The organism is Pantoea sp. X-Soil-ISGK-259 (genome assembly GCF_059730705.1).
Window position 1 is genome coordinate 1,589,061 of the sequence record NZ_AP035986.1, and the last position, 13,743, is coordinate 1,602,803.

At 53.5% G+C, this 13,743-nt stretch carries 16 protein-coding genes; all 16 read left to right on the top strand.

The genetic code is table 11. The features are described 5' to 3' along the window. Window position 1: 1 nt before the first annotated feature. The 16 genes from tagF (at window position 2) to tssE (ending at window position 13,742) form a co-directional block, all read left to right on the top strand. On the top strand, window positions 2–718 hold the full coding sequence (tagF, locus tag AC6I77_RS07390) for a type VI secretion system-associated protein TagF (RefSeq protein WP_003853313.1): 717 nt from the start codon (window positions 2–4) through the stop codon (window positions 716–718). 16 nt (window positions 719–734) lie between these two features. Continuing rightward, the gene (gene tssA, locus AC6I77_RS07395; RefSeq protein WP_192377803.1) at window positions 735–1,751 is read left to right on the top strand and encodes a type VI secretion system protein TssA; all 1,017 of its coding nucleotides are present in this window, start codon (window positions 735–737) and stop codon (window positions 1,749–1,751) included. 79 nt (window positions 1,752–1,830) lie between these two features. After that, window positions 1,831–2,364: a type VI secretion system contractile sheath small subunit gene (tssB, locus tag AC6I77_RS07400; protein ID WP_008925979.1), complete on the top strand. Its 534-nt coding sequence runs from the start codon at window positions 1,831–1,833 to the stop codon at window positions 2,362–2,364. Continuing rightward, window positions 2,361–3,860: a type VI secretion system contractile sheath large subunit gene (tssC, locus tag AC6I77_RS07405; protein ID WP_003853307.1), complete on the top strand. Its 1,500-nt coding sequence runs from the start codon at window positions 2,361–2,363 to the stop codon at window positions 3,858–3,860. Before tssB ends, tssC begins: the two co-directional genes overlap by 4 nt. A 545-nt stretch (window positions 3,861–4,405) precedes the next feature. Continuing rightward, window positions 4,406–4,888 carry an Hcp family type VI secretion system effector gene (locus AC6I77_RS07410; RefSeq protein WP_003853303.1) on the top strand — a complete coding sequence of 161 codons (483 nt, stop codon included), beginning with the start codon at window positions 4,406–4,408 and terminating at the stop codon, window positions 4,886–4,888. Window positions 4,889–4,988: 100 nt separating this feature from the next. Beyond that, complete coding sequence (locus tag AC6I77_RS07415; protein ID WP_497816795.1) at window positions 4,989–5,936, top strand: hypothetical protein; 948 nt, start codon at window positions 4,989–4,991, stop codon at window positions 5,934–5,936. A gap of 42 nt (window positions 5,937–5,978) precedes the next feature. Then, window positions 5,979–6,392, top strand: a complete 414-nt coding sequence (locus tag AC6I77_RS07420) for a hypothetical protein (protein ID WP_140916476.1) — start codon at window positions 5,979–5,981, stop codon at window positions 6,390–6,392. A 138-nt stretch (window positions 6,393–6,530) separates the two neighbouring features. Then, on the top strand, window positions 6,531–6,890 hold the full coding sequence (locus AC6I77_RS07425; protein WP_497816796.1) for a T6SS amidase immunity protein Tai4 family protein: 360 nt from the start codon (window positions 6,531–6,533) through the stop codon (window positions 6,888–6,890). A 142-nt stretch (window positions 6,891–7,032) separates the two neighbouring features. Next, the gene (locus tag AC6I77_RS07430; protein WP_105099293.1) at window positions 7,033–7,407 is read left to right on the top strand and encodes a hypothetical protein; all 375 of its coding nucleotides are present in this window, start codon (window positions 7,033–7,035) and stop codon (window positions 7,405–7,407) included. A 22-nt stretch (window positions 7,408–7,429) separates the two neighbouring features. After that, the gene (locus tag AC6I77_RS07435; RefSeq protein ID WP_223296448.1) at window positions 7,430–7,882 is read left to right on the top strand and encodes a lysozyme inhibitor LprI family protein; all 453 of its coding nucleotides are present in this window, start codon (window positions 7,430–7,432) and stop codon (window positions 7,880–7,882) included. 23 nt (window positions 7,883–7,905) lie between these two features. After that, window positions 7,906–8,304 carry a lysozyme inhibitor LprI family protein gene (locus AC6I77_RS07440; RefSeq protein WP_003853295.1) on the top strand — a complete coding sequence of 133 codons (399 nt, stop codon included), beginning with the start codon at window positions 7,906–7,908 and terminating at the stop codon, window positions 8,302–8,304. A gap of 381 nt (window positions 8,305–8,685) precedes the next feature. Next, window positions 8,686–10,554: a type VI secretion system-associated FHA domain protein TagH gene (gene tagH, locus AC6I77_RS07445; RefSeq protein ID WP_187961135.1), complete on the top strand. Its 1,869-nt coding sequence runs from the start codon at window positions 8,686–8,688 to the stop codon at window positions 10,552–10,554. Beyond that, entirely contained in the window at window positions 10,551–11,342 is a 792-nt protein-coding gene (locus tag AC6I77_RS07450; RefSeq protein ID WP_003853291.1) for a PP2C family protein-serine/threonine phosphatase, read from the top strand. Before tagH ends, AC6I77_RS07450 begins: the two co-directional genes overlap by 4 nt. Window positions 11,343–11,352: 10 nt before the next feature. Then, window positions 11,353–12,333, top strand: coding sequence for a hypothetical protein (locus AC6I77_RS07455; RefSeq protein WP_497816797.1), 981 nt, complete (start codon window positions 11,353–11,355; stop codon window positions 12,331–12,333). Between the two features lie 16 nt (window positions 12,334–12,349). Next, on the top strand, window positions 12,350–13,177 hold the full coding sequence (locus tag AC6I77_RS07460) for a type VI secretion system accessory protein TagJ (RefSeq protein ID WP_140916481.1): 828 nt from the start codon (window positions 12,350–12,352) through the stop codon (window positions 13,175–13,177). Beyond that, a complete protein-coding gene (gene tssE, locus AC6I77_RS07465; protein ID WP_003853285.1) occupies window positions 13,167–13,742 on the top strand; it encodes a type VI secretion system baseplate subunit TssE in 576 nt (191 codons plus the stop codon). The genes AC6I77_RS07460 and tssE overlap by 11 nt, the downstream gene beginning before the upstream one ends. Window position 13,743: the final 1 nt, after the last annotated feature.

A 13,743-nucleotide genomic window follows, 5' to 3' on the forward strand; every position in this document is an offset into this window, starting at 1 on the left:
AATGACTCATTACGCTGCACCCTGCTGGTACGGCAAATTGCCCAGCGCAGGTGACTTTGTGAAGCGCCGCTTTCCTGACGTGCTCTATCGCCAATGGTCCAGCTGGTTTCAGGTGGGCCTGCATCACTGGCAGAGCAGCCAGGAGAGTGAAAACGCCCCGTCGCGCCCGTTCCTTAACGCGCCGGTCTGGAATTTTGTGGTGCCGCCGATGCTGGGCAGTCAGCTGATCCAGATGGGCTGCCTGATCGCCGCACGGGACAGCGTAGGGCGTAACTATCCGCTCTGCGCGCTGCGCCACTTCACCCCCGCCGAGTGGTCTCCCGCGCTGCTGGCCCGCTCCGGCGAGTGGTATCAGCAGGTGGGCAATACGCTGCTGCGGGTGGTGCAGGGAGGCGGATCGCCGGAACAACTGGATCAGGCGCTGATCAGCATTCCGCAGCCGCAACCGCCGCAGGAAGCGGGCGAGTCATCAGATATTCTCAACGTCATCGGGCATGGCGACACGCCCTCGACGCTGAACTGGGCGCTGCCGGGCGAGAACTTCGACCCGCAGTTTTACACCAGTTTCTGGTGGACCAATCAAAGCGACGGCTTCCCGCTTTATACCCAGGTCCACAGCGGTAACTTCACCGCTCAGCTCTTTTCATTGCTGTTTGATCCGGCCGGTGGGGCAAAGCCGGGACGAAACGGACTTTATCCCCCGATGTTTGAATCCTGAGGCGACACGCATGACGATGAATACAGAGGCCTTGCTGGCTCCGGTCAGTGAAGAGAATCCCGGCGGCGATAACCTGGAGTACGACGCCGATTTTCAGGCGATGGAGCAGGCCAGTGCCGGCAAAGCGGAACAGCAGTTCGGCGATACCATCATTCCCGCGGAACCCGCCGACTGGAACAAAGTTGAGAAGCTGGCAATAGCCTTACTGGGCCGCAGCAAAGATTTGCGGGTGATGCTGGCGCTGACGCATGCCTGGACGGAGCTGAAAGGGTTGCCGGGCTATGCGCAGGGTCTGAAGCTGATTGAACAGGCGCTGCTGCTTTACTGGGAGCCGCTGTGGCCTCGTCTGGAAGAGTACGGCGAACAGGATCCCTTCTACCGTATCAATGCTCTGGCGTTGCTGGGTGACAAGACCTCCCTGAGCGGCGCGGTGCGTCAGTGCTGGCTGCTGCGCTATCCGTCCGACGGCATCTCGCTGCGCGATGCTGCCGCCCTGTGTGACGGCAGCAAAACCGAAGTGGCGGATTATCCCGGCGGCCTGCCGCGTCTGATCGACGAACTGGCACGCGGCGACCAGCCCGGCATTGAGGCGGTACTGCAGATTCATGAGCGGCTGCAAACCATCTGCGAAACCATCGCCGAACGGCTGGGCGAGGCGGCAGTGCCGGAACTGATACAGATGCGCCGACAGATTGCACTGATCGCCGAACGCTGCCAGGCCACGGACCTCAGCCAGCTGATTCCCACCGCAGCGGCGGAACAGCCCGCAGAAGCCGCTGCACCGGCGGCTGTCGCAGCGGCCCCGCGCGCTGCAGCGGACTGGCGCACGGTACAGATCAGTTCCCGCGCCGACGCGCAGCTGATGCTGGAGAAAGTGAAACTGTACTTCACCCAGCATGAGCCGAGTCATCCGGCCCCGCTGATGATTGATCGGGTACAGCGCTTAATCGAGCGCGACTTTCTGGAGATCATCCGCGAACTGGCACCCGATGGCGTTCATCAGCTGGAAACCATTTTCGGACGTCGCGACTAAGCAGGCGTGACCCACTCACACAGCGGGACCTGCGCGCCTGCTGTGACACATTATCCGCGCATCATTGATGGAGAAAACCATGGCAACAAGCAAATCCAGTGGGCAGAAGTTCATTGCCCGCAATCGCGCGCCTCGCGTTCAGATTGAATATGACGTGGAAATTTATGGCGCGGAACGCAAAATCCAGCTGCCGTTTGTGATGGGCGTGCTGGCGGATCTGGTGGGTAAACCGCTGGAGCCGCAGCCGGGCATCGACGAACGGAAATTCCTGGAGATCGACATCGACAACTTCGATGAGCGCATGAAAGCGCTGAAGCCGCGCGCCGCGTTCCAGGTGGACAACACCCTGAATGGCGAAGGCAAGCTGAACATCGATCTCACCTTTGACAGCATGGATGACTTTTCGCCGGATGCGGTGGCCCGTAACGTCGAGCCACTGAGCAAGCTGCTGGAAGCGCGTACCCAGCTGGCGAACCTGCTGACCTATATGGACGGCAAAAACGGTGCGGAAGAGCTGATTGGTAAGGTGCTGCAGGATCCTACGCTGTTGCAGGCCCTGACCCATCTGCCAAAGCAGGATGAGGCCACTGAAGGTAAGGAGCCGCAGGCATGACGCAGACTTCACAACAACCGCAGTCGCAGGGCGCAGCCAGTTTCAGTCAGGATGAGTTCAGTGCGCTGCTGAATAAAGAGTTCCGGCCAAAAAGCGATCAGGCGCGCGCGGCGGTCGAAAGCGCGGTGAAAACTCTGGCGCAGCAGGCGCTGGAAAACACCGTCACCGTCTCCAGCGATGCGTATCGGACCATTCAGGCGCTGATTGCGGAGATCGACGAAAAGCTGTCGCAGCAGGTAAACCAGATTATTCACCACCCGGAGTTTCAGTCGCTGGAAAGCGCCTGGCGCGGCCTGAGCTATCTGGTGAACAATACCGAAACTGACGAGATGCTGAAAATCCGCTTTATGAGCATCTCCAAGCAGGAGCTGGGTCGTACTCTGAAGCGTTACAAGGGTGCCGGCTGGGATCAAAGCCCGCTGTTCAAGAAGATTTATGAGCAGGAGTATGGTCAGTTCGGCGGCGAGCCGTTTGGCTGCCTGGTGGGTGACTACTACTTCGATCATAGCCCGCAGGATGTTGAGCTGCTGGGTGAGATGGCACGTATCGGTTCGGCCGCGCACTGTCCGTTCATTACCGGTACCGCGCCGGAAGTGATGCAGATGGAGTCCTGGCAGGAGCTGGCGAACCCACGCGATCTGACCAAGATCTTCCAGAACACCGAATATGCTGCCTGGCGCAGCCTGCGTGAATCGGAAGATGCACGCTATCTGGGTCTGGTGATGCCGCGTTTCCTGGCGCGTCTGCCTTATGGCATTCGTACCAACCCGGTCGACAGCTTCGACTTCGAAGAGCAGACCGACGGTTCCGATCACGGCAACTACACCTGGAGCAATGCCGCCTACGCCATGGCCGCCAACATCAACCGCTCATTTAAAGAGTATGGCTGGTGTACGGCGATCCGCGGCGTGGAGTCGGGCGGTGCAGTGGAAAACCTGCCGTGCCACACCTTCCCGAGCGATGACGGCGGCGTGGACATGAAGTGCCCGACCGAAATCGCTATCAGCGATCGTCGCGAAGCCGAACTGGCGAAAAACGGCTTTATGCCGCTGGTGCATCGCAAAAACTCTGACTTCGCCGCCTTTATCGGTGCGCAGTCACTGCAGAAGCCGATGGAGTATCACGACGCCGATGCCACCGCCAATGCCCGTCTGGCGGCGCGTCTGCCTTACCTGTTCGCCTGCTGTCGCTTCGCGCATTACCTGAAGTGCATTGTGCGTGACAAGATCGGCTCTTTCCGCGAGCGCGACGAGATGGAACGCTGGCTGAACGACTGGGTGATGAACTACGTCGATGGCGATCCGGCTAACTCCTCGCAGGAGACCAAGTCCCGCAAGCCGCTGGCTGCTGCCGAGGTGAATGTGGAAGAGCAGGAAGACAACCCTGGCTATTACGCTGCGAAGTTCTTCCTGCGTCCGCACTACCAGCTGGAAGGCCTGACCGTTTCGCTGCGTCTGGTTTCTAAGCTGCCGTCACTGAAGAATGACAATGCTTAAACGTTGAGTCGCAAGGTTTTCAGGCGCGAAAGGGGTTTGCGCCTGATGCCTGACAGAAAGTTTGCTGAAATGAGTGTCAGGGAGGATGACAGCATGGTTAAAAAGCTAGTCCTGTATTTATTACATCTCCTGCTGAAATTTATTTCTGGCCTGATTTTATTCAGCTGTACAGGTTATTTCATTTTCTTCTGTGACTGGAATGTCACGATAATGATGAAAATAATTAACGGTATTCTGATTACTCTTTCAGTCACTGTTTCGTTAGGTTTTTACTGGGCAGGAGATAAGCTAAGAAGAATTTATTAAGTGCTTCTCTGCTTTCTGAATACAAGGTGAAAACCTCGATTCCGCATTATGAAAAGATGAATATATATTGCCCGGCTTAATGTCTGGTAATTCGGTATCTGAAATATCGTTTATGACGATATTTCAGAAGCAAGGCAAAGGTAAAATATGGACTGTTTTATTCAGCCCCATGCTTTTCTTTTTGCCATATCCTTGCTTTTTTGAAAGCAATAATCTCAACCAATAAAGAGTGAAAGATAATGGCTATTGATATGTTTATGAAGGTTGACGGTGTTACTGGCGAGTCGAAAGACTCAAACCACACTGGCTGGACCGATATTACCTCTTTCTCATGGGGTGCCTCTCAGCCAGGCAACATGTCTGTTGGCGGCGGCGGCGGTGCCGGTAAGGTTAACTTTAACGACCTGCACGTGAATGCATTAATCGATAAGTCAACTACGGCGCTGCTGAAGAACTGCGCAAGCGGTAAGCATCTCGCTAAAGTTGAACTCTCTATCTGTAAAGCGGGCGGCTCTCAGGTTGAGTATGCACGCATCACCCTGGAAGACGTTCTGGTGACCGCTGTGAATTACAATGGCTCCGACAACGGCGATACCCTCGGAATGACTTACTCCTTCCAGGCATCCAAAGTGAAGCAGCAGTACTGGGAGCAGAGCGCTTCCGGCGGCAAAGGCGCAGAGAGCAGCGCAGGCTGGGACATCAAAGGCAACAAAGAAGCGTAATAAACGACGCCTCCGAAAAGGGGGCGTATCTTCATTAAAATTAATGAATTAATGCAGTGGTTATACGTTTTGCTCATTTAATTGCAAAAGGAGGTTGTTTATGGCTGAAAAAAATTCAATTGAGCCGGGATTTTGTGTTGTTCAGCGTCCGGGAAGACTGACTGAGCAGGCAATGTGGCTTTATGGCACGCGCAATATGTCTGCCGCGAACTATTTTTTGCAATTAAATGCTGATGTTGCATGGGCTAAACCAGGCCAGATTTTAATCGTTGCTGACCCTGACGGTAACAATCATCCTGCAGCCATGCGCACTCTGGAAGAGGCTAAATCCAGAACCAATAATAGTGTCACTCATCTGACGGTTGATGAGGCTGATTTCTTTAACCGCCATTATGCCTCTATTGCTGCAATTACCAACTTTATGGATAAAGCCTCAGGTATCATAGGTGACGCAGGCGAGAAGTATTTTAATGAAATTGGCAATAAACTTACCGCCATTGAAAATGCCTATCGTAATCAATATCTGACATCTGGAACATTGTTCGGTCAGCAGTTTTTTGTTGAGCGGAAGCGGTTGTTTGGTGAGCTTGAAGTGTTACTGAATCGTTTATCCCGATTTGTGCTGAATTTGCGCCCCTACGAGAAGATAAAACATGCATTAAACCTTTCCAGTTCCTCTATCATCCATGATTGGCAAACGGCAGGCACAACAGCAATACGTGGTTATTCGACCTATGTAGATAGTGCAGCCAAAGCAGCAAAATTCATGAAAATGGGTGGGTGGGTTTCGATAGGATTTAGTGCTGTAAATACGACTAATGAGGTTTATCACAGTTGTACTAAAGAAAGAGAAAATGAATGCTCTAAAGTGGCGGTGAAAGAGTATTCTAAGTTTGCAGCAAGCACGACTGCAGCTATCTTAGGTGGTGCGGCGTCTGCAACACTTGCAACATCTGCCTGTGTGGCACTGGGTGTTGCAACCGGAGGCATTGGTGCGTTAGCTTGTGGAATAGTTGGTTTCCACAGTGGGTGGTTATGGCTCTGCTAAGCTGGGTGAAAAAGGGGCGGGTATTTTGATGGATAAGATTTTATGATTTGGTATGATTTTTTTATGTATGGCAGCTTAATTTTATCTGTTTTAGTTATTTCGCTGCATGTTTATACTGCGTGGTTCTTTAGAGTTAATCAAAAAGCTTATCAGGATTTTATCAATCTTTATCAAAGTACAGGGTTGCAACTAGACTTGACCACTAAAGTTGCAAACCATTTGGGATTCTATGCTAATTATCAGAAAGTAGCATTTTTCATGAATCTCAGAAAGGGGCGGAAAATGCGTTTTTCTAAGTCTGAAAATGTCAGTATTCAGGCCTATGAATTTGTGCAGCAACAACCCAGAGAGAAAATGGTGTGGATGGAAAAAACGCTCCACCTTTACCAGTTTACATTTTTCCTGACCGTTGGCTGGGCTGTTTTTATGGCAGTTTTCGTTTATGTATTTAACTGAGGTTAGGGATAAGACTGCAGCAATGCCCGAGGGCGTGTGACACTCTGACGGCAATATCTGCTCTGATACCTGTCACTTCCTGGGTGGTGCAGAAAATGGTAGTTTTGTTCCTGATGTTGCCTCCCTGTGGATACTGAAATGAAAAAGTTACTGATTTTACTGGCTCTGACGTCATCTCCTGCGGCGCTGGCGATAACGCCTCCTGCCCCTGACTCGTTTAAACAACCGCAGATTTTCAGCAACTGGCTTCTCAACCGTTGCGCAGGTAGAGCTACCACTGACAAGGCTTTCACTGATGATGCCTTTAAAAGCGCGTCAGCCTGGTTAGAGATAAGCCATCTTCCCGTTGAAGCATTCAGCGAGGGCGATAAGTTAATCAATGACTATCTGAAGATGAACCTTACAGGCTCGGTTTCAGGAAATTTCAATATGATGAAATGCACGCTACTTGCGCAAAGCCAGGATGCTGAATCTCTCTATAATAAATATAAAAATTAATTTCTTTTTTGTGGAAAGCTCCAAGGATACAGTAACGCTAAATATCATAAATGAATTTTCATAGAAGATGTTTTTAGTTAAATGTAATCGCGTATTACAGCTGAAGCTCAGCATGATAGTGACTCGTAAATGGAATCAACATATGATAAAGAAAATAATCCATATTATTATCATGGTGCTTATTGGTTTGCCTTCATTGTCTTTAGCAAAATCAGTTTCACACTTTGAAGGAAAAATATTCAAGGCGGATATCACCTATAGTTGTGAGGAAGGTAATCTTACCTGTGATAACGTTTCGCTCAAGTCCAGAAAAGTAAAAGATAATTCTTCAATTGTCCTTAAAGGCGAGACCATCAATACAAATTGCCCTGATGTCTGCGACTTCAGGGGATATCGCTTTACGAATGGAAAGTACGAGTATTCTTTTTATCCCAGTCAGAAGGGCGATAACCTCTGGGATTATATCGTGACATTCAAGGGGAATGTTATTGCTCAGGATGTTGGCGTGATGAAATAAACCGCTTATAAAGTGCTGCATAATGAGCCTGCCCATTTGCTCAGGCATGGGTAAGTTATTACAGGTAAAGATTTTAATGAGAACATGTTTTTCTATATTGCTGTCTATCACGGTTATGTATGTTTCGCCCGTCCACGCAATGAGTGATTGTTCAAAAGGGAATAACGACCAGGAAGTTTACAATTGCGCCCGGAAAAACAGAAGCCAGACTGAGATTGATTTAAATAAAGAATATAAACTGGCTAAAGCCAGAGTTGAAACTCTTTTTGAAGGTGATAATAAAGCGCTTAGTCAATATATGAGTACATTAACTGACGCTCAACGAGCGTGGCTACAGTACCGGGATAATGACTGTAAACTGGCTTCTTATCTTGCAGATAAAGGAAGTCATTTAAGTAACGCTAATTTTAATATGTGCACTTCTGAGCTTAACGAGCAAAGAATCATAAAGCTTAAGTTGATTCCCTATCATTGATCGTTAAGAGTGCTGAGATAATTATGAAAAGAATAAGTAAACTGGTTTTGATCGGTGTGTCCCTTTCCGTAAGTGCTTCAGCGATCGCTGATGAGACCTGTGCAAAACAGCCTTCAGACGGCACGCTGTTTCAGTGTACTGTTCAGCAGAAGACGCTGGCGGAAGATGACCTGAACAAAGCGTACCAGACGGCTAAAAAGCGGATTGTACAGATGTACGGCACACAGAAAAAACTGGCTGATGACTATGTCGCAACGCTGGTAGATACCCAGCGCAACTGGCTGAAGTATCGTGATGGACAGTGCAGGCTGGAGGCCTTTGCGGCTGAAGAAGGCAGCAATGCGAGTGCGGTGGCGACTAATCTCTGTGTTATCCGCATCGATAAAGAGCGTATTGCTCTTCTGAAACAACTGCCTTACTGATGATTTTCCTTGCTCAGGCTTTACAAGTCGGGCACGACATTCTCTTTAACTATCGCGCATGGCGTTACGCTTTAATCCCGTTTTTTCAATGCCTGTAAATGATTCTGAATAAATGCTATTTAAGCAAGAGAGTCTCTGGTGCTCATAATAAGATTATCTTTGAATTTATTTTAATTATTACCCTGTTCGTTAGTTAAAAATAAACCTTTAACGCAATGTTATCGGCTTAACTAAATATGATGGCTTTTCTGTTTATAAGTCTTAATTAACCGCCAGCTATTTAAGAAAACCAATTCTAAAATCTCCCGCTCCCTATACCCCGCGCCTTTCCCTGAGAGGTGCGCGGTATAGATGCCGAACCGCTAACCGCAGGAATCCGTTATGCGCTTTACGATAATAACGACTAAACCGGGCCAACAGCCGCCTCAGACTCATTGTGATTTCTTCCCGCCCGGCGGCACCATTGGTCGCGGCGTGGATAACAATCTGGTGCTGCCAGATGATGACCGGACGCTCTCCCGCCTGCAGGCGATTGTGCACATCACCGCGAACGGCGAATGTCGCCTGACCAACCGTGGCAATGTGACACGTGTGCTGCTCAACGATATTCCGCTGGAGCGCGGTCGGCAGGTTGAACTGCAGGATGGAGACATTCTCGGCATTGATGATTATCAGCTGCTGGTCAGCGACCTCAACGGTGATCATCAGCCGCAGATGGAAAGGGCCGCTCCTCGTCCTGAACCCGTGCAGCCCGCTGCACCTGTTCGCGAACCTGCAGCCGAAAAAGCCAGCACCACCGCTGCCATTCCCAGCGAAATCTGGGACAGCCTGGCGAAAGAGTTTTCGATTTCAGACGATCTCTCTAAACGCAAAGCGGTGCCGGAGATGCCGGATGCCCATCCGCTCACCACACCTGCTGCTGCTGACCGGAATCCGGAAGATCCGCTGGCGCAACTGATCAACGATGCGCCGCTGGATTATGGTCAGAAGCCCAAAAGCAGCAGCCTGTTTGATGACGGCGATGCGCTCTTCGCACAGCAGAGCATTTTTGACGATCGGACGCCGAGCACGCTGTCGGCTCAGCAGCATAACGCGCCAAAGCAGGCTGAAGCGCCCGCCGCTGAACTGGACCCGCTTAGTCTGTTTGACGGCGAGAGCCAGACTGATGTGCGCAACCATGACGATCCATTAGGACTGATGATGGGCAATGCGGTGCCGCTGGCACAGCCGGAGCTGCCGACAGCGAAACCGTCCACGTCGCCGGTATCGCCTCAGCAAGAGGCAAAGCCTGAGCCGGTTACTGCACACGAACCCGAGCAGGTCTCCGTCAGCCTGAACGAAATGGAAAACTCACCGCTGTTCAGCGGTATCGACTTACCGGTTGATGACCAGCCTCAGAGCCAGGTGCACAGCGAAGCCCCACGCCAGGCGGATGAAGCGGAGTCCAGCCAGCCTGACGCGGTGAATCCGCAGAACGACTACGGCGGGATCACGCTGCCCACGCCCCAGACAGTGCAGCGCACGCCATCGCCGACGCCCAAAGGGCGCCTGCGCATCGATCCGGTTGCTTCCGGTCATCATCATGCCGCTGCAGTTCCTCCCTCAACACCGAGCCAGAGCAGCGGCGACGCCCTCAAGGGCGAACTGCTGGATGCGCTGCTGGAAGGCATGGGCCTGCGTGACCTGCAGCCGACGCCACAGTTTGATCGCGAACAGATGCTGCAGTTTGGTCAGATGCTCAGCATGTTCTCACAGGGCACGGTGGCACTGCTGTCGTCGCGTTCGATCCTCAAGCGCGGCGTCAAAGCCGACATGACGGTGATCCTTGATGATGCCAACAACCCCTTCAAGCTGCTGCCGTCGGGTAAAACCGTATTAATGCAGATGTTCGGCAGCCGGATGCCGGGCTTTATGCCGCCGCGTCAGGCGGTGCGTGATGCGCTGATCGATCTGCAGGCGCACCAGCTGGGCATGATCGCCGGTATCCGCGCCATTATCGCCTCAATGCTGCAATCCTTTAACCCGGAGCAGCTGGAAGAAGAGGCGCGTCAGGCAGGTTCAGTGTCACGTATTGGTCTGCCGGGCAGCCGCAAAGCAGCACTGTGGGAGCATTTTGTTGAGCGCTACGGCGAGACAGCGGGCGAGATCGAAGACGACTTTCATACCCTGTTTGGCGAAGCGTTTCTGCACGCCTATGACCTGGAAGTCAATCAGTACAAAGACTCACAAACCCACACGGATGACGCATGAATATCACTATTGCCTCGACGTCCAATCAGGGCGATCGCGCCAGTAATCAGGATCAGATCGGTGATGTCATCGGTACGCGTTCAGCCTGCTTTGTCGTCTGCGACGGTGTAGCCGGGTTTCCCGGCGGTGACAGGGCGGCCGCCATCGCCCGCAGCAGCCTGCTGCAGGCCTTTGATGGCGATGCGCACCTCAATGCGCAGTCGATTCGCAACTACGTTAATCACGCGAACCACGCCATCCGGCAGCAGCAGAAAGCCAGCAGCGAACACAGCCGGATGGGGACCACGCTGGTCAGCCTGTTCATTGACCGCGACTACCATCTTGCCTGCTGGGCCCATGCAGGCGATAGCCGCCTCTATCTGTTTCGTCGCGGCTATCTCTATCTTGTCACCACCGACCACAGCCTGGTGCAGCAGATGAAAGATGCCGGACATCGCACCGAAGGCATCAACAGCAACCTGCTCTATTTTGCGCTGGGGATGGGTGATGAGCAGCGTGACGCCAGTTACAGCGACGTGGTCGAAATCGAAGATGGCGATGCCTTTTTACTCTGCACCGATGGTTTCTGGCATGGCGTATCGCTGGAGCAGATGCAGCAGTCACTGCACATGGTGAACACACCGGAAGAGTGGCTGACGCTGATGCAGCAAATCATCAAAAACGATCAGTCGGATCAGGGGCAGCAGGATAATTTCAGCGCGCTGGCCGTCTGGATTGGATCGCCCCAGGACACCACCTTGCTGCACTCGCTCTCTGAAGCGGCGCAGTTCTTCCCTCTGCGAGATTGAGAACGCCAACATGAAATATGGATTACTGGGTCTGGCTGCGCTGGTGCTCAGCACGCAGGCTTATGCTGAAAACTATCGCATCGTACAGTCCCCGGCACAGAAACTGGATGTCTGGATTGATGACGTCAAAAACAATCAGCTGTCGAGCTGGTGTAACAGCACCATTAACCTGCGCATCGTCACGATGGGTGAGAAAAACCCGACTGTTTTAAAAGAGTTCTTGCCACGGGTAGCCGGACTGATGGCCACGCAGTGTAAACCGCTGCAGCAACTGCACTGGCAGCTGACCGATCCAGAGGGCAGTGAAATCGCCACCGGCAGTGCCGCTCGTGCGCAGCAGTGGAAAACCGTGGTGACGCCAGCGGCACCGCAGCAGCAACAGCAACAGCCAACCACGGCGGCCGTGCCTGTTGACGCTCTGCGCAATGCCGCCCAGGCGGATACCTCGCCGTGGCTGCAATTCAGTCTGCTGGATGGCTGCCATTTCCGCACCTGGTGGCAGCATCCGGCGCAGGGTAGCGCGCTGTTTGTTCCCGCAAAACAGGGGCTGGTCTGCGGTTCTGACGGCTGGCTCAGCGGGCAAAGCCGCCTGACTCAGCAAGGTAACGGTGCATCTGCGGCAATCGGCGTGACCTTCCTGCAGGGTTTCCCGGTGGCGGGCCTGAGCAATCAGTCATCCACGGCCGAACTCAACATCACCACGGTCAATAGCGAGCGTATGGTGCTGAGCAACGAAAAATCCCCTGACAGCTGGCTGGTTCTTCCGTTCAGTAACCGTTTTAACGGCTGGCAGGCGGTGCGTCAGGTGGTGGTGCAGATGCCCGCCAGCGAAGCGGCTGATGAGAGTGCGGTTCAGGCGCGTCTGCAGGAAGTTCGCAAAGTCTGGTCACCGTGGGTCAGTGGGGATGGCACGCTCAGCGTACAGCTGGTGGAAAAACTGCATCCTGAACTGAAAGATCCCGCCGCTGCGGTCTATCGCACCCTTAACTGACGCAAAAGGAGTTTGCATGGAATCCTTACAACACCTTCTGGCTAACGCCACGCTCGGCGAAACACTGGCTGACGTCACCCGCCAGATTCAGGCGAATCCGGCAAATGCCGATCTGCGGGCTGCCTTTGTGCAATTGCTTTGCCTGTCAGGTAACTGGTCGCGCGCGCAGACGCAGTTGCAATCCTGGCTGGCGTTAAGTCCGCAGGCGCAACCAACCGTCAATCTGTTGCAGCAGGCGATCGCCGGTGAACTGCAGCGTGACGCGGTACTGCGCGGTGAGGCCGATCCGGTACTGCCGGGCAGCGCCTGGCACTGGTGCGACACACTGCTGGCCGCCTTACAGGCCGACACCGCGGGTGATGTCGCGCGCGGCACTGCACTGCGGGCTGAGGCACTCGACCTCGCCGACGCCAATCCCGGCACCGCCACCCAACAGGATCAGCCAACCGCATTCAGCTGGCTGATGGATGGCGACAGCCGTTTCGGTCCGGTGTGTGAAGTGATCAATCAGGGGCGTTACTACTGGATCCCGTTTGCCGCCATTCGTGAGATGCAGTTCCAGGCGCCTGCCAGCGTCACCGATCTGGTGTGGCGTCACACACGCGTGCAGCTGGTGGATGGCAGCGAGCAGGTGTGTCAGATTCCGGCGCGCTATCCGCTGCTGGCGGGTGCAGACGAGCGTTTTCTGCGTGCCAGCGTCACCGAATGGAAGCCACTTGGCGATGATACGGATCAGTTCATTGGCCAGGGACAAAAAATGTGGCTCAGCGACAGCGCGGAATTCTCGCTGCTGAGCCTGCAGCAGGTCACGTTCGACAATACAGAGTCTGCCGATGAGTCATGATTCAGGCGCGCACAATGATGGCTATGCCCAGCTGCACGGCGGCTTTCGCGCGCGCAAAAAGCGCGATGCGTTGACCGCCCGCGACAAGCTGCAATCCTCATTGCTGGATCGCCTGACCGACAACGCGCCGGACAAGCAGCAGGAGGCGGAGAACAGCATGCTGATCAGCCACAGCACGCTGCGTCGCCACGTCCTGCGCGATCTGCAGTGGCTGTTCAACACCATTAATAACGAAGCGCAGCAGGATCTCAGTGGTTTCGATCAGGTGCAGCGCTCGGTCTGGAATTTCGGCGTTGCGCCGCTGGCCGGGCAGAACGTCTCCGATATTGAATGGCAGGATATGCAGCGCAAAATGACCAACGCCATTCTGCACTTCGAGCCGCGTATTCTGCCGCAGGGGCTGCAGGTGCGCTGCGTCAGCGATCTCGGCTCGCTCAGCCTGCACAACGTGCTGTCGATTGAGATCAAAGGGCGGCTCTGGTGTGTGCCTTATCCACTGGCGTTTCTGTTCCGCACTCAGGTTGATCTGGAGAGCGGCCATTTCGAACTTCAGGATGCAGGATAAC